This window comes from Actinoallomurus acaciae (assembly GCF_042429965.1).
In the GTDB taxonomy this organism is placed as follows: domain Bacteria; phylum Actinomycetota; class Actinomycetes; order Streptosporangiales; family Streptosporangiaceae; genus Actinoallomurus; species Actinoallomurus acaciae.
The window spans coordinates 1-23,410 of sequence record NZ_JBHLZP010000076.1 but is presented as its reverse complement, the minus strand read 5'-3'; the positions used below and the strand labels follow the sequence as shown (position 1 = coordinate 23,410).

Annotated in this window: 23 protein-coding genes; 6 read left to right on the top strand and 17 right to left on the bottom strand. The window is 71.7% G+C overall.

Going from position 1 to position 23,410, the window contains the following annotated elements:
• Window positions 1-761, top strand: a 761-nt coding sequence (locus ACFFNX_RS13225; RefSeq protein WP_378200219.1) for an MSCRAMM family protein, incomplete at its 5' end; no start/stop codon positions are given.
• A gap of 20 nt (window positions 762-781) precedes the next feature.
• Window positions 782-1,615: a YceI family protein gene (locus tag ACFFNX_RS13220; RefSeq protein WP_378200216.1), complete on the top strand. Its 834-nt coding sequence runs from the start codon at window positions 782-784 to the stop codon at window positions 1,613-1,615.
• A gap of 4 nt (window positions 1,616-1,619) precedes the next feature.
• Here ACFFNX_RS13220 and ACFFNX_RS13215 read toward each other — a convergent pair whose 3' ends face one another.
• Window positions 1,620-2,231, bottom strand: coding sequence for a hypothetical protein (locus ACFFNX_RS13215; protein WP_378200213.1), 612 nt, complete (start codon window positions 2,229-2,231; stop codon window positions 1,620-1,622).
• Window positions 2,232-2,466: 235 nt separating this feature from the next.
• On the bottom strand, window positions 2,467-4,815 hold the full coding sequence (locus ACFFNX_RS13210; protein ID WP_378200210.1) for a thiamine pyrophosphate-binding protein: 2,349 nt from the start codon (window positions 4,813-4,815) through the stop codon (window positions 2,467-2,469).
• 307 nt (window positions 4,816-5,122) lie between these two features.
• Here ACFFNX_RS13210 and ACFFNX_RS13205 point away from each other — a divergent pair, with 307 nt between their 5' ends.
• Both ACFFNX_RS13205 and ACFFNX_RS13200 read left to right on the top strand, forming a co-directional pair.
• Window positions 5,123-5,938: a HipA family kinase gene (locus ACFFNX_RS13205; RefSeq protein ID WP_378200207.1), complete on the top strand. Its 816-nt coding sequence runs from the start codon at window positions 5,123-5,125 to the stop codon at window positions 5,936-5,938.
• Entirely contained in the window at window positions 5,935-6,309 is a 375-nt protein-coding gene (locus ACFFNX_RS13200) for a DUF3037 domain-containing protein (protein WP_378200204.1), read from the top strand. Before ACFFNX_RS13205 ends, ACFFNX_RS13200 begins: the two co-directional genes overlap by 4 nt.
• A gap of 48 nt (window positions 6,310-6,357) precedes the next feature.
• Here the strand turns inward: ACFFNX_RS13200 and ACFFNX_RS13195 are convergent, their stop codons facing one another.
• The 15 genes from ACFFNX_RS13195 to dxr form a co-directional block, all read right to left on the bottom strand.
• The gene (locus ACFFNX_RS13195) at window positions 6,358-6,972 is read right to left on the bottom strand and encodes a hypothetical protein (protein ID WP_378200203.1); all 615 of its coding nucleotides are present in this window, start codon (window positions 6,970-6,972) and stop codon (window positions 6,358-6,360) included.
• Between the two features lie 22 nt (window positions 6,973-6,994).
• Window positions 6,995-7,153 (bottom strand): hypothetical protein, encoded by a 159-nt coding sequence (locus ACFFNX_RS13190; protein WP_378200200.1) that lies wholly within the window; start codon window positions 7,151-7,153, stop codon window positions 6,995-6,997.
• Window positions 7,154-7,348: 195 nt separating this feature from the next.
• Window positions 7,349-7,978: an ATP-dependent Clp protease proteolytic subunit gene (locus ACFFNX_RS13185; protein ID WP_378200197.1), complete on the bottom strand. Its 630-nt coding sequence runs from the start codon at window positions 7,976-7,978 to the stop codon at window positions 7,349-7,351.
• The gene (locus tag ACFFNX_RS13180; protein WP_378200228.1) at window positions 7,975-8,565 is read right to left on the bottom strand and encodes a ClpP family protease; all 591 of its coding nucleotides are present in this window, start codon (window positions 8,563-8,565) and stop codon (window positions 7,975-7,977) included. Before ACFFNX_RS13180 ends, ACFFNX_RS13185 begins: the two co-directional genes overlap by 4 nt.
• A 194-nt stretch (window positions 8,566-8,759) precedes the next feature.
• Entirely contained in the window at window positions 8,760-9,587 is an 828-nt protein-coding gene (locus ACFFNX_RS13175; RefSeq protein WP_378200194.1) for an enoyl-CoA hydratase/isomerase family protein, read from the bottom strand.
• A 464-nt stretch (window positions 9,588-10,051) separates the two neighbouring features.
• Window positions 10,052-10,576: a GNAT family N-acetyltransferase gene (locus ACFFNX_RS13170; protein WP_378200191.1), complete on the bottom strand. Its 525-nt coding sequence runs from the start codon at window positions 10,574-10,576 to the stop codon at window positions 10,052-10,054.
• Entirely contained in the window at window positions 10,573-11,193 is a 621-nt protein-coding gene (locus tag ACFFNX_RS13165; RefSeq protein ID WP_378200187.1) for a pentapeptide repeat-containing protein, read from the bottom strand. The genes ACFFNX_RS13170 and ACFFNX_RS13165 overlap by 4 nt, the downstream gene beginning before the upstream one ends.
• A 34-nt stretch (window positions 11,194-11,227) precedes the next feature.
• The gene (locus ACFFNX_RS13160) at window positions 11,228-11,698 is read right to left on the bottom strand and encodes a response regulator (protein WP_378200184.1); all 471 of its coding nucleotides are present in this window, start codon (window positions 11,696-11,698) and stop codon (window positions 11,228-11,230) included.
• 39 nt (window positions 11,699-11,737) lie between these two features.
• A complete protein-coding gene (locus ACFFNX_RS13155; RefSeq protein ID WP_378200181.1) occupies window positions 11,738-13,552 on the bottom strand; it encodes a sigma-54-dependent Fis family transcriptional regulator in 1,815 nt (604 codons plus the stop codon).
• Window positions 13,553-13,654: 102 nt separating this feature from the next.
• On the bottom strand, window positions 13,655-14,497 hold the full coding sequence (locus tag ACFFNX_RS13150) for a GNAT family N-acetyltransferase (RefSeq protein ID WP_378200225.1): 843 nt from the start codon (window positions 14,495-14,497) through the stop codon (window positions 13,655-13,657).
• A 230-nt stretch (window positions 14,498-14,727) separates the two neighbouring features.
• Window positions 14,728-16,329: an alpha/beta hydrolase gene (locus ACFFNX_RS13145; RefSeq protein WP_378200178.1), complete on the bottom strand. Its 1,602-nt coding sequence runs from the start codon at window positions 16,327-16,329 to the stop codon at window positions 14,728-14,730.
• 183 nt (window positions 16,330-16,512) lie between these two features.
• On the bottom strand, window positions 16,513-18,075 hold the full coding sequence (locus tag ACFFNX_RS13140; protein WP_378200175.1) for an alpha/beta hydrolase: 1,563 nt from the start codon (window positions 18,073-18,075) through the stop codon (window positions 16,513-16,515).
• A gap of 189 nt (window positions 18,076-18,264) precedes the next feature.
• Entirely contained in the window at window positions 18,265-19,422 is a 1,158-nt protein-coding gene (gene ispG / locus ACFFNX_RS13135; protein WP_378200171.1) for a flavodoxin-dependent (E)-4-hydroxy-3-methylbut-2-enyl-diphosphate synthase, read from the bottom strand.
• Window positions 19,423-19,546: 124 nt separating this feature from the next.
• A complete protein-coding gene (locus ACFFNX_RS13130; RefSeq protein WP_378200169.1) occupies window positions 19,547-20,734 on the bottom strand; it encodes a M50 family metallopeptidase in 1,188 nt (395 codons plus the stop codon).
• A complete protein-coding gene (dxr, locus tag ACFFNX_RS13125; RefSeq protein WP_378200222.1) occupies window positions 20,731-21,918 on the bottom strand; it encodes a 1-deoxy-D-xylulose-5-phosphate reductoisomerase in 1,188 nt (395 codons plus the stop codon). The genes ACFFNX_RS13130 and dxr overlap by 4 nt, the downstream gene beginning before the upstream one ends.
• A gap of 167 nt (window positions 21,919-22,085) precedes the next feature.
• On the opposite strand from dxr, the gene ACFFNX_RS13120 reads away from it, so the two are divergent.
• The gene (locus tag ACFFNX_RS13120) at window positions 22,086-23,075 is read left to right on the top strand and encodes a trypsin-like serine peptidase (RefSeq protein WP_378200166.1); all 990 of its coding nucleotides are present in this window, start codon (window positions 22,086-22,088) and stop codon (window positions 23,073-23,075) included.
• 110 nt (window positions 23,076-23,185) lie between these two features.
• Window positions 23,186-23,410 (top strand): hypothetical protein (locus ACFFNX_RS13115; protein ID WP_378200163.1); only part of this gene is annotated, 225 nt, incomplete at its 3' end.

Genomic DNA, 23,410 nt, shown 5'->3' with positions numbered 1-23,410 from the left:
CTCCGCTGCACGGCCGGGTGCGCGGCGGTGACGGCGCTCCGGTCTGCGGCGCCGCGCTGACCCTGATCGACCTGGGCGGACGCCAGGTCGACCGGGCCACCACCGGAGTCGACGGCGTCTACGCGCTGCGCGCGCCCAGCGCGGGCCCGTACATGCTGATCACCGCGGCCGACGGGCACCAGCCGCAGGCCGCCACCGTCGCGGTCGCCCGCGACCCGCTTCACTACGACGTGACGCTCTCGGGCACCTCCGGCCTGGCGGGCGTGGTGCGCAGCGCCGTGACCGGCGCACGCGTCGGGGGCGCAATCGTGGTGGTGACCGACGCCCACGGCGAGGTGATCGCCTCGACCGAGACCGGCGCGGACGGGGAGTTCCAGTTCGACGACCTCGTCTCCGGCACGTTCGTCGTGGCGGTGAGCGCTAGCGGTCACCGGCCGGGCGCGCTGCCGGTCGCCGTCGACGGCCAGGGCACCACGCACTGCGAGGTCGAACTGCCGGCCGGCGCCCGCGTGCACGGCACCGTACGCGCGGGATCGGACAACCTGCTGCTCTCCGACGCCAGGGTCACGCTGGTCGACGCCGCCGGCAACGTCGTCGCGACCGCCACCACGGGTCCCGACGGGGCGTACGCCTTCGAGGACCTCGACCCCGGCGCGTACACCGTGATCGCCAGCGGCTACCCGCCGGTGGCCGCCGCGGTGTCCATCGGCGAGGCGGCGCCCGACCCGTTCGGTCTCACCCTCAGCCACCCGGACGAGTGACCCCCTCGAGGAGAACATCGATGTCAACGGACCACCGCGGCGTGCGCGCACGGATCCGTACCAAGGACGGCTGGGCCGTGCCGCATGCGGTCGTGACCGTCGCCGACATGACGGGCCAGCAGGTGTCCCGCGCCCAGGCCGACCCCGAGGGCGTGGTGTGCACCGGGCCGCTGCCCAGCGGGCGCTACACCGCGATCGTCACGGCCATCGGGTATGCCCCCGCGGCCTCCACCGCCAAGGTGGGGCCGGCGGGCGCGGCCGAGCTCGGCACGGTGGTGCTGGACCGCCAGACCGGCGCCGCCGAGCTGCCCCAGCCCGGCCCGTGGACGATCGACCCGGCGCATTCGAGCATCATGGTCACCGTCCGGCACCTGGGCCTGTCGAGCATCCACGGGCGGTTCGGGGAGTTCGGCGGGCGCATCGACGTGGCCGAGCCGGTCGAGCGGTCCCGGGTGAGCGCCGAGATCAAGGCCGCCTCCATCGACACGGCGAACGCCATGCGGGACGGGCACCTGCGCGGTCCCGACTTCCTTGACGTGGAGCACTTCCCGGTGATCGGCTACCTGGGCACCCGCGTCGTGCCGGCCGGTGGCGAGCGCTGGACGGTCCACGGCGCGCTGTCCCTGAAGGACGTCCGGCGTCCGGTGGAGCTGGACCTGGCCTACCTCGGCACCGGACCCGATCCGTGGGGCGGCGTCCGCGCGGCGTTCCGCGCGACGACCGAGCTGCGGCGGGAGGACTTCTCGATGGTCTACAACCAGATCCTGTCGGCGGGCATCGGCGCGATCGGCACCACCCTGCGCGTGGCCATCGACATCCAGGCCGTGCGCGGGGAACGCCTGCCCGCCGGCTGATCCGTCAGCGCGGCGGCGAGAACGACGGCCCGCCGGACGGGCCGGGGCGCGTGCGCTCGGCCAGGCGGGCGGCCATGCCGTCGAGGTCGAGCCCCTGCCGCACCAGGTCACGGCTCAGCGTGTCCATGATGGTCAGCGTCACGTGCAGGAAGACGTCGGGCGCGAGCCGCCGCACCTCGTCCTCGTACACGCGGTGGGCCTCGGGGTTGCCGGTGAGCGCGGCGAGCACACCGGAGCGTACGCGCTGGCTCATCGTGCGCCAGACCTGCTCACGCTCGGGGATCGCGCCGCTGCGCCAGGGCCCGTTGTAGTCGAGCGACCGGATCAGCTCGTCGGCCGGCGCGGCGCTGCGCAGGTCCCACAGGACGGCCCAGAAGGCGATGAGCCAGTTCATCCCGGTGAGCACGCGCAACGGGTCGGTGTCCATCGCGCCGAACAGCTCCGCCTGCGGCCGGTCGCCCTCGCGGAACGCGAGGGCCTCGATGCTGACGATGTCGTCCATCTCGAGCAGGTCGGGGGGCGGTCGGCGGAGGATGGTCGACCGCTGGGAGGCCGTGTCCCGCAACTCGACCCCGTCCCCCTCAGGAAGGGTCGACCACGTATACGGCCCGGACATGATCACAATCGTAAGACGAGTGACGCTCCGGGCACGGTTCCGCCGGAGCCGTGCCCGCATTCGGCCACCTTGCCAGTTCGTGTCGCGAGCTTCCGGCGCATCCGTTCGGCGACGGTCTCCGCGGAATCCGTCGCCTCGGCGCGGCCCCACGGCCGACGCTCCCGTACGCGAGGTGAGAGCCCCAGGACCTGCCGACCGTTGTCCACGACCGGCTGGAGGGCGCGCCGAGGCCGGGTCAGAGGGACAGGGCGGCCAGGGCGGCGTTGACGATCGAGCCCGGCAGCAGATCGTGCAGTTCGTACAGCTCCGGGATCGAGCCCGACTGACCGAACTCATCGACGCCGAGCGGCACGCACGGCACGCCGAGGGCCGAGCCGAGCCAGGCCATGGCGTGCGAGGAGGCGTCGTGCACGGTGACGATCGGCGCCCGGCCCGGGAACGCCGCCCGCAGCGCGCCCGCCTGGGAGGGGGTCGTCGCGGTCCGCACGCCCTGACGGAGCGTGCGCCGCCAGGCCGAGTACAGCCGGTCCGGCGAGGTCACGTCGACGACGTTCGCGGCGATGCCCTCCTCGAACAGCTCCCGGGCGGCGTCGAGCGCCTGCCCGACCACGGCTCCGGTGGCCGCCAGGGTGACCGAGGGGCCGGCCACGTCCGACTCGCGCAGTGAGTACGCCCCCGCGAGGACCTGCCGCCGCAGCACCGCGTCGCCCAGCCGGGCCCGCGCCTCCTCGAACGGCGTCTGGTCCAGCGGCCGGGTCGTCAGCCGGAAGTAGTACGCGCCCTCCTCGGCCGGCACCGCGGTCGGCGCCTCCCCCGGCCCGGCCGCGATCCGGCCGAGGGCGTCGCAGAGCAGCCAGTCCAGCGCGGTGGCGAAGGCCGGCTCGACGTAGGTGACGTTCGGCAGTTCCAGGCCGATCGAGGCGGTGATGCTCGACTGGTGCGCGCCGCCCTCGGGGGCGAGCGACACGCCGGACGGCGTTCCGGCGACGACGAACCGGGCGCCGGAGTAGACGCCGTAGATGAAGGCGTCCAGCCCGCGGCACACGAACGGGTCGTAGACGGTGCCGACCGGCAGGAGCGGGCGTCCGTGCAGGTCACCGGAGAGACCGAGCTGGCCGAGCAGCAGGAACAGGTTCATCTCGGAGATGCCCAGTTCGATGTGCTGGCCCTGCGGCCCCTCGGTCCACCTCAGCAGCGGGTCGGCACTCCACGCGCGCTGCTCGGCGGGCGCGAAGACGCCCATGCGGTTGATGAAGCCGGCCAGGTTCGTGGAGGTCGCCACGTCCGGCGCGGTCGTGACGAGGTACGGCGCGAGCCGCTCATCTCTCGACAGTTCCACGAGGATCTTGCCGAAGGAGTCCTGGGTGGAGACCGGCCGGGTGGTGCGCACGCCGGTCGCGGCCGGCACGCTCACGTCGAGCGCGACGTTCGCCGGTGGGCGCCGCAGCGCCTCGCGCCGCTGGTTGCACAGGATGCCGGCGGGCGTGGCCGGGTCGAACCGGTCCCAGTCCCCGGACAGCCCCATGCCGTCGCGCAACTCGGCGATCTGCTCGGCGGTGAGCAGCGCCGAGTGGTTGCGCGGGTTGCCGGCGATCGGCAGGCCGTGTCCCTTGACCGTGTAGGCGAACACCACGCTGGGCCGGTCGGTGACGGCGTCGCACTGCGCGTACGCCTCCAGCATCGCGACCAGGTCGTGGCCGCCGAGGTCCTGGACGAGCCGGGCGAGCTCGTCGTCGGGCAGGCCGGCCACGGCCTCGCCGACCTCGGCGGGCGCGCCGTCGAGGAACACCTCACGCAGCTTCGGGCCGGTCAGCCCGAACAGCGCCTGGTACTGCTCGTTGGACATCAGGTCGATCCAGCCGCGTACGGACGCGGGGGCCGCGCGCAGCAGCCGCCCGTACTTGACCTCGACGACGTGCCAGCCGGCCGCCTCGAACTGGCCGCGCCACTGCGCGATCCGTACGCCCGGCACGACCCGGTCCAGCGACTGGCGGTTGAAGTCGACCAGCCACATGACGTTGCCGAGGCCCTGCGTCGCGGGGTCGGCGATGGCCTCCCAGACGTTGCCCTCGTCCAGTTCGGCGTCGCCGAGCAGGGCGATGAACCGCGGCGGCCTCGGGCGGTCGCCGCCCCAGTGGGCGTCGACGTAGCGGCGGACCGCGGCGGCGAACAGCGGCGCCGCCGCGCCGAGCCCGACCGAGCCGGTGGAGAAGTCCACGTCGTCGGGGTCCTTGGTGCGGCTCGGGTAGGACTGGAGTCCGCCGCGGGCCCGCAGCGTGGTGAGGTAGGAGCGGTCGAGGTCGCCGAGCAGGTACTTGATCGCGTGGAACACCGGTGAGGCGTGCGGCTTGACGCTCACCCGGTCCTCGGCCCGCAGGTACGCGAACCACAGGGCGGTCATCGCCGTCACCAGCGAGGCGCTGGAGGCCTGGTGACCGCCCACCTTGATGCCGTCGCCGGTCCGGCGCTCGCGGTTGGCGGCGTCGACGACGCGCACCGCGAGCCACAGCACCCGCCGCTGGATCTCGTCCAGGACGTCCAGGTCAACGCCCGCGATCGCGCTCTCGCCTACCTCGACACTCATCGATGCCCCTTTCGGGCGCGGCCCGGTATGACTGATATGCCGCGTATCGCCCGATAGGAGGGTAAAGCTTCCGCGGAACCGTCCGTGTCCCGCAAGGCGATGGCTAGCGACTATTCCGACTTCTCCCCCGGATACGGACACCCAGAACACCGACGTGTGACATATGCATCAGATCAAGTGGCGAACACACGCTTAGGATTCACTCGCCCCGGGCGGGCGGTTCCGGGGCCTGCCCGCCTGGGTCCGTGGCGTTCGGGGGCGGCATGCGCGCGCATCGTGCTCGCATGCCGCCACACATCGGTACCGTATGCGCGTGCTGTCCAACGTCACCGCCATCCGCTACGTGACGCCGCTGCGCGAGGGCGGGTCGCTGCCCGCCATCGTGGAGACCGACGACCTCGGCACCTACGTCGTGAAGTTCCACGGCGCCGGCCAGGGCCGCAAGGCGCTGATCGCCGAGGTCATCGCCGGCGAGCTCGCACGGCGGCTCGGCCTCCGGGTCCCCGACATCGTCACCGTCGACCTCGATCCGGTGATCGGGCGGCACGAGCCTGACCCGGACGTGCAGGACCTGCTCAAGGCGAGCCCGGGCCGCAACCTCGGCATCGACTACCTGCCCGGCTCACTCGGCTTCGACCCGCTCGCCTGGTCCCCCGACCCCGGCTTCGCCGCCTCGGTGCTGTGGTTCGACGCGTTCATCGGCAACGTCGACCGCAGCTGGCGCAACCCGAACCTCCTCGTCTGGCACGGCGACGTCTGGCTGATCGACCATGGGGCGAGCCTGTACTTCCACCACGCGTGGGCGAGCGCGGACCGGCTCACCGCCAAGCCGTACGACGCGAGCGACCACGTCCTCACCACGTTCGTCGACGACGAGGCCCTTCGCGCGGCCGGCGGCGAGCTCGCCCCGCGCATCACCGACGACCTGCTGCGCACGGTGGTGGACCTGGTGCCCGCGGAGTGGCTGGAGGACGAGCCGGGCTTCGACTCCCCCGCCGACCTCGCGGCGGCCTACGTGACGCATCTGCACGCCCGCGCCGCCGACCCTTCGGTGTGGCTGCCCGAGGTCGGACCCGTACGCCCGCCGGCTCCGCGCGGCACGGCACGCCGGGCGCGCCCATGAACGTCTTCGAGTACGCCACGCTCCGCGTGGTGCCCCGGGTCGAACGCGGCGAGAGCATGAACGTCGGCGTGATCGTCTACTGCCAGGCCCGCGACTTCCTCGGCTGCCGCGTGCACGTCGACGCCATCCGGCTCCGTACGCTCGACCCGGACCTGGACCTGGACGGCGTACGCGCCGCGCTGAGCGCGGTCGAGTGCACGTGCCACGGCGGCCCGCACGCCGGCCAGGCCGGCGACGAGCCGCTCGGCAGCCGGTTCCGCTGGCTGACCGCGCCACGAAGCACCATCGTCCAGGCCGGCCCGGTCCACGCCGGCCTCACCGGCGACCCCGCCGCCGAACTGGACCGCCTCCTGGACACCCTGGTCCGCTGACGTACGAGTTGAAGGCGGCTCCACCCGATCGCCGGGACGCTGGAGACCTCACTGGCGGAGATCCTCATGCTGGGGCCGACGACCGCCCGGCAGGGCACGGCACTGCCGGCGGATGATCCACCACTCGGCGATCGCCGCCGCCAGCGCCACCGACGAGAAGCACAGAGCGGCGGGCCAGGCGGCCTCGATACGCGGGCGGGGCCGGATCACGAGCCGGATCGGGTGGTCGCCGGCATCGATCCGGGTGCGCGTCCCTCCCCAGAAGTAGGCGCTCACGATCAGGGCCCACGTGGCCGCGAAGGCGACCGCGGCCGGTGCGTTCGACAGCCGGACCAGCCGAGGCCGTCGCCGCAGGGCCCCCACCCCGGCGAGCGACGTGGCGGCCAGGGCCACGGCCGGCAGCAGGATCGCGGTCAGCGCGTTGGGCCCGTCCCAGAGACCGGTCCCGGACCCCGTGACGGCCACGAACACGCCGGTGGCGGGGGCCCGCGGTCGCTGCTCGACGTGCCAGACCACGCCGGTCGCCCACATCAGCACCAAGGTGAGGGCGAGCAGCAGGCCGGCGGCGGCCACCGTGGCGGCGAGCAGCCGAACCGAGGTCTGCATGTACGCGGCAGGCTCAGCCTCGGCATCGTCGCTCCCGGCGGGGAGGTCGGGGCTCATGCCCGTCGAGGCTAGGGGATCTTCAACGGCTCGGCGCCTGGAACGACGGAACGCCCGCCGGATCGTCCGCGGCCCGACCGGACGGCCAGGTCGGGATCGCGGTGCCCGGCACGAGGACGGCCGCCATCACGGGCAGCGCCACCACGGAGCCGAACGAGTCCAGGCCGGCCACGCCGGTCACGCCGGACCGTGAGCTCGCCGGGACGAGGAGCGGAGCCGCCGTCCACGCTCTTCGGCAACGACGCGATGGCCTCCGCCTACCGGGCCGCACGGACCCGCCGGGCCCGGTTCGGGAACGCGGCCCGCCGGAAAGCGCGCCGCGACCGTTCGTCCCGCGACGTCGGCCGACGCGTTCCGTCGTCTCGGGGTGGGGTGGCTACGCCAGGGCGTACTGGCTGCGTTTGCGGCTCGCGATGACCTCGTCGACGATGCCGTACGTCCGGGCCCGCTCCGGCGTGAGGAACCGATCGCGCTCGATGTCGCGGCGTACGCGTTCGGGGTCCTGGCCGGTGTGGCGGGCCAGGAGCGTCTCGATCTGCGCACGGACGCGCAGGATCTCCTCGGCCTGGATATCGATGTCGCTCACCTGCCCACGGGTGCCCTCCGTGGCGGGCTGGTGCAGCAGGATCCGCGCGTGGGGCAGCGCCGCGCGCCCGCCCGGCTCACCGGCGGCGAGGAGCACCGCGGCCGCGCCCGCCGCCTGGCCGACGCACACGGTCTGGATCCGGCACCGGACGAACTGCATCGTGTCGTAGATCGCGGTCATCGCCGTGTGCGACCCACCGGGCGAATTGAGGTAGACGCTGATATCGCGGTCGGGATCCAGGAACTCCAGGGTGAACAACTGCGCGATCACATCATTGGCCGCGGCGTCGTCGATCGCGGTGCCGAGAAAGATGATGCGTTCCTCGAACAGTTTGTTGTACGGGTCCGTCTCCTTGACGCCGTACGACGTGCGTTCGGTGTAGGACGGCAACACGTGACGTCCGGCCGCCGCCGAGTTCATGACAGCGGTCCGTCGACCCGGTGGGCGGCCGGTACGACGTGGTCGATGATGCCGTAGTCGCGCGCCTCCTCCGCGGTGAACCAGCGGTCGCGGTCGGAGTCGCGTTCGATCTGCTCCAGCGGCCGGCCGGTGTGAAAGGCGATGCGCTCGGCCAGCGTGCGCTTGGTGTGCCGCATCTGCTCGGCCATGATCTTCACGTCGGTGGCCGTACCGCCGACGCCGCCGTGGGGCTGGTGCATGACGACCTGGGTGTACGGCAGGGCGTACCGCTTGCCCGGCGTGCCCGCGCAGAGCAGGAACTGGCCCATCGACGCGGCGAACCCCATCGCGACGGTGGCGATGTCGTTGGGGACGTACTGCATCATCCCGTAGATCGCCATGCCGGCGGTGACGGAGCCGCCGGGCGAGTTGATGTAGAGGTGGATATCGCCGCGCGGGTCCTCGGCGGACAGGAGCAGCAGCTCCGAGCAGATGCGGTTCGCGATCTCGTCGTCCACCTCCTGCCCGAGAAGGACGATGCGGTTGTGCAACAGGCGCTGGTGGAGCTGCTCTCCGGTGGAGGCGAGCGAAGGCTCGGCGGCGCTCAGCGGCCGGGGAAGGGTCTGTGACGTCACAATGCCACCCGTTCGTCGTCGCGTGTTCGGAGACCACGACATTAATCGGCGTTCTCCGTCCGAGAAAAGGTCGTTCGCCAGGGGCGGAGCGTTTATCCGCGCACTTATACGCGAAAATTAATCCGGTCAATGAATTTCACTGTGGGCACATTATGCGTTTGGCGAATTCAGCCCTCGGAAGAATCGCCGTCCCGGTCGGGGCCGGGCGCGGGGCTCCGCGAGAGGAACGTCATGATCCCCCGCTGGAAGTCGTCGTAGGCGACCGGCGGCCCCTCGGCCTGCGCTCGTGCCGCCGCGCGGGCCGGCGCGAGCGCCACGTCGACCGCGTGCTTGGCTGCTCGGATCGCCGACGGCGGGTGGCGGACCACCGAGAGCACGAGCCTTCGCGTGGTGGCGGCCAGGTCCGCGGCGGGCACGCTGCGGGTGGCCAGGCCGAGACGCACCGCCTCCTCGGCCGACACGAGGCGCCCGGTGTAGAGCAGTTCCCGCGCGACCCCGGGCCCGGCCAGCACGCTCAGCCGGGCCGCGAACAGCGGGCTGACGAGGATGCCGAGCCGGGCGATCGGCATCCCGATCCGCGCCGTGTCGGCCAGCACCCGCAGGTCGCAGGCCAGTGCGAGCTGGCATCCCGCGCCCGCCGCCACCCCCTCGACCTCGGCGACCACGGGCACCGGCAGATCCTCGATCGCGGTGAAGGCCGCCTCCATCGCGGCGAAGCTCTGCGCGACGTCCATCCGGTCCGCCTGGACCCACTCACGCATGTCCGAGCCGGCGCTGAACGTCCCACCCTGGCCACGGACGACCACCGCGCGCACCTGGTCGTCCTCGGCCAGGCGGCGGAAGATCTGCTCCAGCTCGCGCCAGTCGTCGCTCGACAGCGCGTTGCCGCGCCTCCCGTCGCCGACCGAGACGTCGGCGATGCCGAGATCCCGGTAGAGCAACCCGACCTTCTTGGTCTCCGGCACCCCATCACCCGCCTGTGCGTCCACGCTCACGGCCACCGCCGGACCCGGCGAGGACCTATGCCCTTTTGAGAAGGGTTCCCCGAAAAGAGTCCCTTACCGGGACGCTCCCCGCCCTCTCGGGGGGCCGCCGACCCCACTTCCATGGCCAAGCCACCCCTGAAGTTGCCCCGGTTCTGTAGACACGTTGGGTCCGCCCCCGTCGGGGACAGCTTTTCGATGTCCACGTGCACCGGCTCACCCGGCGCGGCGCGCTCGTAGCGGCGGGTCACGCGCCCGGTGGCCCGGTCCATCCAGTTCAACCGGGTGAGGCGGTAGCGGTACCAGAACCCGGTGCACGGCGGCGAGGTTCAACCGCAACAGGCCCGCGATCCGCGCCGGCCCCCAGCGGCGGGTCACCCTGACCTTTAATATTCCGCCGTTCGGTCCGGGTGGTGTCCGGGCGGCCAGAACGGTCGACCACCCGCAGGCGCGGTACCGGTCCGCCCACCGTTCGGTCAGTACACCTGGATCCCGTGATCGAGAGCGTGCCGCTCGACCCGGAGCTGGAGCGCGGGGTATCGGGGCGGGGCGAACCCGGCCGACAGATACAGTCCCATGCCGTGCTCGGTGGCGTTCAGATCGAGCACCTGGACGCCGGTCTCGTCGCGGAACCAGGTCAGCAGCGCGTTCAGGCAGGCGCGGGCGTGCCCGCGTCCGCGGCGGCGTGGGTCGGTGCTGATGTTGGAGACGTGGCCCCGCAGCTCGGTGAGATCGCCCGGCTCCGGCGCGTACTCCCGGCAGGCGCCGACCGCGCCGCTGACGACGCCGAGCTCGGGATCGTCCATGACGAAGGCCGCGAAGTCTCGCCGGGCCCGGAGCCGCCGCGCGAACCACTCCTCGGCGACGGCGAGCCACGCCGTGTCCTCGCCGTCCGATCGGCCCATCTCCCGCAGCATCAGCTCGCGCAGACGTGCGAGGGCGGCGGCGTCGGCCACCTCCGCCCGGCGCACCCGCGGGACCTCCGGCGGCACGGTGCTCATCCCGGCCGCACCTCCAGGCCGAGCATCGTCGCGATCACGACGGCCTGCGCCGGGTCGATCACCGCGTCCTTCAGCTCGACCGCGCGTGGATCCAGCGCGGACAGGTCGCTGCCCCGCAGGTCGCAGCCGGTCAGATCGACGCGCTGGAGCGAGGCGCCGGACAGGTCGACGTTTCGCAGCGTGGCGCCGCCGAGCCGGGCGCCGGTCAGGTCGCTCTCCCGCATCCGTACGTCCTCGAACGATGCGCCGCCGAGGTCGGCCCGGGCCAGTCCGGTGAAGGACCAGTCGCCGCCGGAGACCTTCAGCAGACCGTACGTGCAGCCGTCGAAGACGCTGCCGACGAGTTTGCAGCCGGTGAAGGTCGCGTCGAAGAACGCGCACCGGGTGAACGCGCAGTTGGTGAACGCCGTGTTGGTGTGTGCCGACGCGTTGAACCGGACGCCGCGGAACACGCAGTCGGTGAAGGCCGTGCCCTGGGTGACGACCTCGGTCAGGTCGACGTCGACGAACGCGACCCGCTCGTGGCGTTCGCCCGTCAGGTCACGCCCGTCCCAGTCCTGCGACCGTACGGTCGTCTCGGTCTCGGGCTCGTCCCGCCCGCGCCTGCGATCTGTCATGCACCGAGCATCGCGCACCGCAACGACAGTCCGCTCATCCCGATCCGCCCTGTCCGTCGCCGAGGAGCCGGCGGATCGCGCCTCCGGACAGCCTGGCCTTGGCGAGGAACCCGAGGGCGGGGCTCGCGTCGATCAGGCCGCCGAAGTCGTCCTCGCGGTGCACCGACATGAGGATCACCTGCGCCCCGGGGGTCGTCGCGGTGGTCATCAGCCGGTGGGTGAGGTCCAGGCCGCTCTCGTGGCCCAGCTCGATGTCGACCAGCAGGACGTCCGGCTGGAGCTCCCGGGCCCGCCGCAGCGCCTCCGCGGAGTTCGTGGCGACCGCGACGACGGTGATGCCGTCGCGTTCGAGGAGCGCTCCGGCGGCCTTGAGAAAGCTCACGTTGTCGTCAACGATGAGACAGCTGAGGGCCATGGTCCTGTCGGGGACGGCGGTTCGTCGGTGGCGCCGCCGAGCCGATGATGAGGAGGAGGAGTGCATACCCTGGGTCGTCGTGTCGACCATGAGTCCAAGGTAAGCCCGTACCCCCGGCCGGAAGATGTCTCATCTTGAGATGTCGCGCCGCCCCCGGGCCGTCGGCGGTCCGATCGACACGCCATAGAGGTTGATCTTGCGGTAGATGGTGGCGCGGGAGATGCCGAGCAGGCCGGCCGCTGCGGCCCGGTCGCCGCCGGTCTCCAGGAGCGCCCCGACGATCGCGTCGCGCTCGGAGGTCTCCCACGGGGTCAGGACGCGCCGGCTCCGCGAGTGGCAGGACGCCGGCAGGTCCGCGGGCTCGATCTCTCCGGCGCGCCGACGGGTCAGCACCTGCCGCAGCACGTACGCGAGCTCGGCGACGGCGCCCGGCCAGGCCGACCGCAGCAGCACCCGCATGGCCGCCGGACCGCACGACACCGCCCGGCCGGCGGCGGAGCCGCGCAACAGCGCGGGTACGAGTTCCCGCACGTCCTCGATCCGATGGCGCAGCGCCGGCACGGTCAGCGTGACCGGGAACCGGCCCAGGAGCTCATCGGCGAGCTCCGTGCCCACCGGCAGGGTGGCGACCGCCCAGGGCCGGTCCGCGGAGGCGGACGTCGTACCCGGCCAGGAGTCCAGCCAGGCCGCGATCGCCGCACGCGCGGCGGCGGTGTACCGCTCCAGGTGGCGCAGGACCACGGTGGACCGGGGAAGGCGCGCGGCCTCGGCCACGCGGTTCAGGCAGGCGGCCGGGTCCGCCTCGATGCCCTCCGGCTCGATCACCGAGAACGCGCCCTCGGGGGTGCAGCGGCGGTGCACGGCCGACACCAGCGCCAGCTTGCCCACGCCGGGCTCGCCCTCCACCACCGTCCAGGTACGGGCCCGGCACCGCGCCTCCAGTTCGGTGCAGACGCGGCTGAACGGCACGGAGTCGCCCGCCAGTTCCAGCTCGGAGGGCCGGTTCGGCGCCGGGAACGACGGCCGGTCCTCCACCATGGTGATCTCCAGTACGGCGCCCGCCGTCCCGGCGTGGGTCCTGACGGTGCGGCACCGGAGATCGGCCGGTTCGCCTCCCGACAGCGTGACCCGGCCGACGGTCTCCCCGCCCGTCCGCGCCATCTCGGCGGCCTTGTCCTGGATGATCGCGTAGTCCGCCTGATCGAGCAGGACGGCCGCCGTCCGGTTCACCATGGTCAGGTTCTCTCCGACCGACACGATCGCCTGGTCACCGCGCCCCCGGACGGCCAGGAACTCATCCAGCATCGCCCGCTCGCCCGCCGACCCCAGCTCGACCATCCGCTGGGCGATCTCCCGGGCGGCGTCCTGGACCACGGCCGCCATCAGCGGGCCGGCGTCCGCGTGCCAGGCCGTGATGTCGAGCAGTCCGGCCAGCCGCCCGGTGAGGCGGTCGTGGATGGGCGCGCCGGCGCACGCCACCCGCCGCAGCGGCTCGAGGAAGTGCTCGCTGCCGAACACGCAGGAGACGCTGCGCGTCTCGATCGCGGTGCCGATGCCGTTGGTCCCGACGTGCTCTTCGGCGTAGCTGAAGCCCGGTGCGAGCAGGATCTCGTCGAGCTGGCGGGTCAGGCGGTGATCCTTTACGCGCCGGTCCAGGACGCGGCCCCGGGCGTCGGTGAGCAGCACGCCCATCGCGGCCTCGGCGAGCGTCTCCCCCAGCCGGTCCAGGATGGGGCGCGCGGCGTGCATGAGGCGGCCGCCGGTGTCGAGGTCGCGGCTGTAGGGGGACTCAAGCCGTTCGCAGTCGACCCCGGAGTACAGCGAACGGCGCCAGGACTCCACGATCCCCGCGCGCAGGGGCGTCTGCGGCGCGTCCCCGGATGCCAGGAACCGCTCGCGCGCCCGCGCGACCCGGCGGGCCATGTCTCCGCTGCTGTCGACCACGCCGCGGCCTCCCAAAGCCCGCCAGCGGTTCCTGCCCTTTCCTTGTCGATTGTAGGGACGGCCCGAAAACAGGGAAACGGCCATCTGCCCCCGGCGTACCGCCTAGAACATCACCGACATGAAGGTGTTCACGTCGCGCAGCCCGACGCGGCGGTAGGTGGCGCGGGCCGGGGTGTTGAAGTCGTTGACGTACAGCGAGACCGCGGGGGCGATGGAGCGCAGGGCCTCATCGACGACGGCCGCCATGCCGTGCACCGCGTGGCGACGGCCGCGCAGCTCGGGGTTGACCCACACGCCCTGCACCTGACACGCGTGCGGGGTGACCGCGCCGACCTCGGCCTTGAACACCACGCGTCCGTCCTCGATACGGGCGAACGCCCGGCCCGAGCGGATCAGCTCGGCCACCCGGGCGCGGTAGAGGACTCCCCCGTCACCGGTCTGCGGCGAGATCCCGACCTCCTCGGTGAACATGGCCACGCACGCGGGATAGAGGATGTCGAAGTCCATCATCGTGACCCGCCGCACCTTGGGGTCGGGGTCGACCGGCGGCGGCGACGTGGTGGACATGACCGGCTGGACGGCGCGGATGGCGCGTGGAGACCCCCAGGAGGGGCGCAGAGCGTTCCAAAGCTGGGTCACCGGGCCGACCGGGCCGACGATCGAGGAGCACCGCCGTCCCTGGGAGCGTGCCCTGTCCGCGAAGTAGCGGATCGCCTGGTCGTCGGCGGCGACCGGCACGAGGTTGGCGCCGGAGTAGCAGAGGGAGGTCAGCCGCCCGTCGCGCAGGTAGCCCCACATCTGGGCGCCCAGCCGGCGGTGGTCCAGGCCCGCGACGTGGACGCGGGAGCTGACGAAGACGTTGGAGACCGGGTCGGCGTCGAGGATCGCGAGCGCCTCGTCGAGGTGGCGGTCATCGAGTAGGCGGACCGGCGAGGTCCGGAGCACCGGGCTCACGAGATCTCCTCAGTTGATCGCTCGGAGCCATACGGACCGGATCGTCGCCGTGCCGACAGATCCGCTCCACTCACGGTGTCAAGGGTACGGCAGTATCGTCCGAAGATCTCTCACAAGGTACGACAGCCGCCCCACCAGCGGAGATCCCCGGAGATTTGCGGCACCTCCGACAAGCGGCACCCCCGGCCGGCGGCCGGGGGTGCCGGGGTCTCATCCGGGCCTCAGGGGCGGCCGATGAGCGGACGGGCGGGCACCCGCGGCGTGACGGATCCCGCCGAGGACCTGGCCGACGCCTTGGCCGCGGCGCCGGAGGGCACCGGGTCCGGCAGCGCCTGGCAGGTCGCGTCCGGGCCGTTGCCCGGCTTGTCCTTCGGCAGCGCGCCGGTGGTCAGGTACGCGGCGACCTTGTCGTCGAGGCAGGCGTTCCCGTTCAGCGTGTTGGCGTGGGTCTTGCCGCCGATCTCGGCGACGAGGCGGGAGGGCAGCAGCTTGTGCATCTCCTCGCCGCCCGGGTACGGCGTCGCGGCGTCCAGCGTCGACTGGACGAGCAGGGCCGGAGTCATGCCCCTGGCCTTGATCTTCAGCTTGGGGCCGCCCTGGAAGGGCCAGAAGGCGACCGGGGCGTTGAACCAGACGTTGCCCCAGGTGTTGTAGCGGTAGCCCTGGCCGTAGAGCTTCGCGGCGTCATTGTGCCATCTGCTCCAGCTGTGGGGCCACGGGGCGTCGGCGGCCTGCACGGCGTTGTACATCGCGAAGCCGTTGTCGTCGGCGGAGAAGATGTAGTTCTCGTAGAAGTCGGTGATCGCCGAGGCGTCGCCCTTCGTCACGTACGCGGAGAACACGTCCGCGGTGGGCTCGTACCAGCCGGTGCTGTAGCCGGCGTTGAGGAAGGTGTCGTCCAGCTCGTCGGGGCCGACCTCGCCGCCGATGGCCTGCCGGCCGGCCTTGGCGCGCATGGCGTAGTACGCCCGCTCCACCTTCGCCTCGGTGGTGCCGAGGTGGTAGACCGAGTCGTACTTGGCGACCCAGCCGAAGAAGAACTTGATGTTCCGCTCGAACGCCTTGTCCTGCTCGAGCTGCGCGTCGTACCAGACGCCGCGGTCGTCGACGTTGCCGTCGAGGATCATGTGCCTGACGTGCTGCGGGAACAGCGTGCCGTACGTCGCGCCGAGGTAGGTGCCGTAGGAGAAGCCGTAGTAGCTGATCTGCCTCTGGCCCAGCGCGGAGCGGATGGCGTCGATGTCGCGGGCCGCGTCGGTGGTGCGCAGGTGCGGCAGGAGCCAGCCGAACCGCCTGGCGCAGGCCTGCGCGTACGCCTTGGACTTCTTGAGCCAGGCCGCCTCGTCCGCCGCCGTGTGCGGGACGTAGTCGGGGCGCACGGGGTCGGAGTAGTGCGGGTCACAGGTCAGCGCCGGCCGGCTGGCCCCGACGCCGCGCGGGTCGAACCCGATGATGTCGTAGTCGGCCGGGATCTCGTCGTGGCCGACGCCGCTGAACCAGCTCGCGAGACCGCCGGACAGGTAGAGGCCGCTGCCGCCCGGGCCGCCGGGGTTGCCGATCAGCACACCCTTGTAGTGCGCGTCATCGGTGTGCTCGACCCGCGAGATCGCGACGGAGATCTTCTTTCCGTTCGGGTGGCCGTAGTCCAGCGGTACCTGGATCTGGGCGCATTCCGCATTGGCCAGATAAGGATCGTCGCCGGCGCATTTCGCCCAGGCGATCGCGGCGGGAGCCGTCGTCTCCTGGGCCGATGCGGACACGGCCATGGCCGACCCGGCGAGTCCCAGGCCCGCGACGGCCGTGATGACAGCAAGTCTCTTCACGAAACCCCCTACGCGCGCGGCGTCCGACGACGAACCGCGCTGGTCTGAATGCGCAGATTGTTTCGTCTGTGCCATTTGGCGAAAAGGGGGCGTTTTAACCGTTGCTGGATCGTAATTGCCTCCTGGGAACAGGGAGGCGCGAAAAGACCCCCGGCGCGGCGCCGGGGGTCTTCTCCGTCGCTCCTACGGGCGGGCGAGCGCCTGCGGGAACTGCTGCGCGACGGCCGCCTTGGCGGTGGCCGACGACGCCGAGGACGGCGGAACCGGCTCGGGCAGACGCGGGCAGTGCGTCTGGTTCGCCGGCAGGGTGCCGTCGGTGAGGAAGGCGGCGAACTTGGAGTCGATGCAGGTGTTGCCCCGCTCGACGACGCCGTGCGTACGGCCGCCGTCCTCGATCACCAGGCGCGACCCCTTGAGCCGCTTGTTCATCTCCACGCCGCCGGGGAACGGCGTCGCGGCGTCATTGGTCGCCTGGAACAGCAGCACCGGAGGAAGGCCCTTGGCGTGCCCCACGTCGACCGGCCTGCCGGACTTGGCCGGCCAGGTCAGGCACGGCGCGTTGTACCAGGCGTTGGACCAGGTCTCGAACTGGTAGCCCTGGGCGTACAGCTTCGCGTTGTCCTTGCGCCAGGTGTTCCAGCTCTTCGGCCACTGGACGTCGCTGCACTGCACGGCGTCGTAGACCGCGTAGCCGTTGTCGTCCGTGGTCGCGCCGAGCAGGTTGAAGGCGTCCACCAGCGGCTGGCCGTTGCCGGCCTTGTACTGGGCCAGGGCGTTGGTCAGGTACGGCCAGTACGAACCCAGGTCGATGTACCCGGCGACCAGGTAGGTGTCGATGAACTCGGCACCGCCCACGACACCGCCCGCCGGCGACTTGATCAGCTTCTCGCGCGTGTCGAAGAAGACCTTCCGCACCGCCTGCTGCGTCGTGCCCAGGTGGTAGACCGAGTCGTACTTGGCCGCCCACGCGAACAGGGCGTTGATGTTGCCCTCGAACGCCTTGTCCTGCTCGAGGTTGGCGTCGTACCAGACGTCGCTCGGCTTGACGTTGCTGTCCAGCACCATGCGGCGGACATGGGTCGGGTACATCGTCGCGTACACCGAGCCGAGGTAGGTGCCGTAGGACGCGCCGTAGTAGTTGATCTGCTTTTGGCCCAGCGCCGCGCGGATGTCGTCCATGTCCTGGACGGCGTCCGTCGTCTTCATGTGCTGGAGCAGCGAGCCGTACTTGCTCCCGCAGGCCTTGGCGTACCCGGCCGCCTTCTTCAGCCAGGTCGTCTCCAGCGCCCTGCCGGTGGGCACGTAGTCGGGCCGCACCGGCTGGAAGTAGTTCGGGTCGCAGCTCAGCGACGGGCTGCTTCCGCCGACGCCGCGCGGGTCGAAGCCGATGACGTCGTAGGTGGCCTTGAGGCCGTCCGGCAGGCCGTTCGCCACGCGCAGCGCGAAGTCACGGCCGGTGCCGCCCGGGCCGCCCGGGTTCACCAGCAGGGAGCCCTGGTAGCCGGTCGTGCCCGTGTGCTTGAAGCGGGACAGCGCCAGGGTGATCTTCTGCCCCTGGGGCTTGGTGTGGTCGAGCGGCACCTGGAGGGCGGCGCACTCCAGTCCGCTCAGGCTCGGGTCGGTACAGGCCGACCAGCTCAGGCTCGCGGTCGGCCGGGCGGGACGGGCCTGAGCGGCGGTCGGCGCCAGCGCCAACGCGACCAGACCGGCTCCGGCGGCGGCCGCCGTGATGGCAAGCTTCTTCACGTAACCCCTTTCGCGCGGGGTTCGGCGATGAACCCCGGTTCATGCGGTAACGCACGATTTTCGTGACGACGTTGTACGGCCGGGAAGAGTGCGGCCAACACTGGCCAGCCCACGGCAAAGCCCCCGGCCGTTCGGCCGGGGGCTTTGCGAAGCCTAGGGGTCAGCCGGGCTCGGAGCCCTCACCCACGCTCAGGAAACGGTGACGTCGGCTCCAGGGCCCTCGCCGGTGACGTCGACGCCCATCTCGTCGGCGATGCGGACGGCCTCTTCGATGAGGGTCTCGACGATGGCGGACTCGGGCACGGTCTTGACGACCTGGCCCTTGACGAAGATCTGGCCCTTGCCGTTGCCGGAGGCGACACCGAGGTCGGCCTCACGCGCCTCGCCGGGACCGTTGACGACACAGCCCATGACGGCGACCCGCAGCGGGACCGGGAAGTCCTGCAGCGCGGCGGTCACCTGGTCGGCCAGGGAGTAGACGTCCACCTGGGCGCGGCCGCAGGAGGGGCAGGAGACGATCTCCAGACCGCGCTCGCGCAGCCCCAGGGACTCCAGGATCGCCAGGCCGACCTTGACCTCCTCGGCCGGCGGCGCCGACAGGGAGACCCGGATCGTGTCACCGATGCCCTCGGCCAGCAGCGCGCCGAACGCCACCGATGACTTGATCGTGCCCTGGAACGCCGGTCCGGCCTCGGTGACGCCGAGGTGGAGCGGGTAGTCGCATTGGGCGGCGAGCTGGCGGTAGGCGTTGATCATCACGACCGGGTCGTTGTGCTTGACCGAGATCTTGATGTCGCGGAAGTCGTGCTCCTCGAACAGCGAGCACTCCCACAGCGCGGACTCGACCAGCGCCTCCGGCGTCGCCTTGCCGTACTTTTCCAGCAGGCGCTTGTCCAGCGACCCGGCGTTGACGCCGATGCGGATCGGGATGCCGGCGTCCTTGGCCGCGCGGGCGATCTCACCGACCTTGTCGTCGAACTTCTTGATGTTGCCCGGGTTCACCCGCACCGCCGCGCACCCGGCGTCGATCGCGGCGAAGACGTACTTGGGCTGGAAGTGGATGTCGGCGATCACCGGGATCTGCGACTTACGGGCGATCATCGGCAGCGCGTCGGCGTCGTCCTGCGACGGCACCGCCACCCGCACGATCTGACAGCCCGACGCCGTCAACTCGGCGATCTGCTGAAGGGTGGCGTTGACATCCGCGGTCAGCGTCGTCGTCATCGACTGCACCGACACCGGACTGTCACCGCCCACGGGCACCGAGCCCACCATGATCTGCCGCGACCTGCGGCGAGGGGCGATCGGCCTGGGCCTCGCCTGCGGAATCCCGAGATCGATGCTCATGGGCAACGCGGCACGGAGCCATGCGCTCCGGGGGCTGCCGCGCCTCCTTTCGAGTTGTCAGTGTCCAGGTGGACGTACGGGTACAAGCCTAGGCAACGGGTGGAGTGGAGCGGACCCGAAGGGCCTATTGGGGCACTTTGAGAGGGTTGAAGACATCGGCGAGAATCAGCAAAATTCCGAGTCCGACCAGCAGCGTCACCGCGACGTACGTCAGCGGCATCAGCTTCGTCATGTCGACCGGCCCGGGGTCCGGCCGCCCCCGTACGCGGAAGACCACGGCCTTGAGCCGCTCGTAGCAGACCACCGCGAGGTGGCCGCCGTCCAGCGGCAGCAGCGGCACCAGGTTGAGCAGTCCGACGAACAGGTTCAGCGAGACGACGAGCAGGATGAAGGAGGTGAGCTTGTCGCGCCACGTGTCGCTGGAGGAGAAGACCTGCCCCGACGCCTCCGCACCGCCGACGATGCTCCCCGCCTGGCCGCCGGGCGTGCTGGCACGCTCGTGGCCGAACAGCTTGGGGATCGCGTGCGGGATGTCCGCGACCACTCCGGCGATCGAGACCGTCATGTCGCCCATGAACCGCCCGGCGAACCGGACCGAGGCCACCGGCCCCAGCCGTCGCGTGCGCGCGACCGGCTCCACTCCCAGGTAGCCGCGGCCGTCGAGGGCCGCCACGGTGACCGGCAGCGAGAGCCGCCGGTCGTTCCGCTCGACCACGACCGTCACCGGGCGGCCCGGCGCGGTGTCCCTGATCGCCGCGGACAGCTGGTCCCAGTCGCGCACCGGGCGCCCGCCGAACGACACGATCCGGTCCTGCACCCGCAGCCCCGCCTTCTTCGACGGGGACTCCGGGTCGCGGGCGGCGCAGGTGGCGGCGGCGGTCACACAGGGCGAGACGCGCCGTACGACGGTCGTGGCGGCGCGGTCCGACGGCAGGCCGATCCCGGCGGCCAGCCCGACCAGCAGCACGAACGCCAGGAAGAGGTTCATCACCACGCCGGCGACGATGACCGTCGCGCGGCGCAGCGCGGGCTGCCGGTAGAAGGCGCGCGGCTCGTCGGCGGGGTCGATCTCCTCCAGCGGGGTGTAGCCGACGATCTTCACGAAGCCGCCGAGCGGTATCACCTTGATGCCGTACTCGGTCTCGCCCCGCCGGCGCGACCACAGCGTGGTCCCGAACCCCGCGAAGAACTGCGACGCCTTCATGCCGAAGCGCTTCGCGGTGATCAGGTGTCCGGCCTCGTGCAGCACGACGGACAGCAGGAGCGCCACGACGAACGCGACGACTCCGAGGAGGCCGTAGAGATGGGTCAACCAGAAGTCAGCTCCCGTGCACGGGTCCGTGCCCAGTCGTCGGCGGCCAGCACGTCGTCCAGCGTCAGTCCGGCCGGCGCCTGAACTCCTGATCCGCTCATGTGCTCCGACACTACCCGCGCGACGGTGTCGACAATCGCCGGGAATCTGACGGTTCCCTTGAGGAAGGCCGCCACGCACTCCTCATTCGCCCCGTTGTAGACCGCCGGGGCCGTGCCGCCGGCGGCCCCCACCTCGCGCGCGAGACGAACGGACGGGAACGCGTCATTGTCGAGCGGGAAGAACTCCCAGGTGTGCGCGCGGGTCCAGTCGATGCCGGGGGCGGCGTCCGGCACCCGGCCGGGCCAGGCCAGGCCCAGGGCGATCGGCAGACGCATGTCGGGCGGGCTGGCCTGCGCGATCGTCGAGCCGTCGGTGAACTCCACCATCGAGTGGACCGCCGACTGCGGGTGCACCATGACCTCGATCGCGTCGAAGGGCACGTCGTAGAGCAGGTGCGCCTCGATCACCTCGAGGCCCTTGTTGACCAGTGTGGCCGAGTTGATCGTCACGAGCGGGCCCATCGCCCAGGTGGGGTGCGCGAGCGCCTGCTCGGGCGTGACGTCCTCCATCTCCGCGCGGCTCCGGCCGCGGAACGGACCGCCGCTCGCGGTGACGACGAGGCGGCGCACCTCGCCGCGGTCTCCCCCGCGCAGGCACTGCGCGAGCGCGGAGTGCTCGGAGTCGACCGCGACGATCTGGCCCGGCTTGGCGCGCTGCCGGACGAGCGGGCCACCGATGATCAGCGACTCCTTGTTGGCGAGCGCGAGGGTACGCCCCGCGTCGAGGGCGGCGAGGGTCGAGGACAGCCCCGCGGCGCCCTCGATGCCGTTGAGCACGATGTCGCACGGCCACGCCGCCACCTCGGCGACGGTGGCCGGGCCGGCGAGGAGCCGGGGCAGGCGGTATCCGCCGGAGGAGTACCCGCGCTTCTGCGCCTCGGCGTACAGGGCGAGCTGCAGGTCCTCGGCGACCGAGCCCTTGGCCACCGCGACCACCTCGGGGCGCAGGTCCAGCGTCTGCGCGGCCAGCAGGTCGACCCGGCCTCCGCCGGCCGCCAGCCCGGTCACGCGGAACCGGTCGGGGTTGCGCCGGATCACGTCGATGGCCTGCGTGCCGATCGACCCGGTCGAGCCCAGGATCACGACGTCTTTCGGACCGCCCGCGGCGGAATTCTCCTCAGAAATCACCCCTCCATTCTCGCCACGGCCGGAGGACGCCGCGAGGTTCAAAACACACATCACTCGATCACGAACCCCGTTTTACTCAAAGTGAGCCTATGATCACCCTCGGTGCTGCACACTTTTGGCTCATGTTCACCAGATCCCCCTTCGCTCTCGTCGTGCCCGCCGTCAGCGCCGCCCTCGGCATGGTCGGCTCGGCGACCTCACATCCGGCGCCCGTCGTGACCGGCGTGACCGACCACGTCATCGCGACCAAGTCGTCCGCGACGCTCCGCTACTGGACCGTCGAGCGGATGCGGCGCGCCGTCGTCCCCCCGCACCGCTCGCGCCCGTCCACCATGGCCGGACCCGCCGCCGACGGCGGATCCGCCGCGGGCAGGCCCCTCACCATCCCCGGCAGCGTGCCCGAGCAGCAGTCCAGCCGCCGCTCCGTGGAGACCCCGGGCGCGCCCTGGACCTCGCGCGGTGCCGTCCGCGCCACCACCGGCAAGGTCTTCTTCACCATCAACGGCGGCGACTACGTCTGCTCCGCCGGCACCGTCACCAGCGCCAACCGCGACCTGGTGGTCACCGCCGGGCACTGCGCGCGAGACGCCGCCGGAAACTGGGCCGACCACTGGATCTACGTGCCGGGCTATGACCAGGGCCGCCGGCCGTACGGCGCCTTCCCCGCCCGTCACCTGTTCGTCCCCGGTCCCTGGACGGCGCACGGCGACGAGAACTACGACGTCGCGCTCGTCGCCCTGGAGACCTCCGGCAAACGGCACGTCGCCGACGTGGTCGGCGCACAGGGCATCGCCTTCGACCAGCCGCGCGGCGCGCTGGTGTACGGCTTCGGCTACCCCGCCGGCGGCCGGTACGACGGCGAGCGGCTGACGTACTGCAGCGGCCGGACCTACCCCGACTCCCACAAGATCACGAAGGACGAGGGGCTGCGCTGCGACATGACCGAGGGCTCCAGCGGCGGACCGTGGCTGACCCGCTTCGACGCGGGCACCGGCACGGGCGTCGTGACCTCGGTGAGCAGCTTCAAGTACGCCGACGACCCGGCCACGATGTACGGCCCCTACTTCGGAAGCGCCATCCGCCGGATGTACGACCGCGCCCAGCAGGCGTGAAATACGGGCCCGCGCCCCGGCGGATCCCTACTGTTGTCCCGCGTGAGGGAGCGGAGCGAACGAGCCAGAGGACACGCACGCCCGGTCCCTCCTCCGACGAAGGAGGATTCGTGAACGGTAGCCCGCGGGTCGAGCTGGTCGTGGCCTCCTTCGACGACCCGATCGTGACCGGCCTCCTGGCGGAGGCGCGTCCGCGCGCGGACGCGTCGGTGACCGGCCAGGCGGTCGTCCCCCGCCCCCGGTTCGGAGCGGCACCCTACGGCGGCCACGTGCCCGCCGACGCCGGGGTCGTGTTCGTCGTCGCCCGGCGGGCGGACGCACCGGACGGCCCGGTC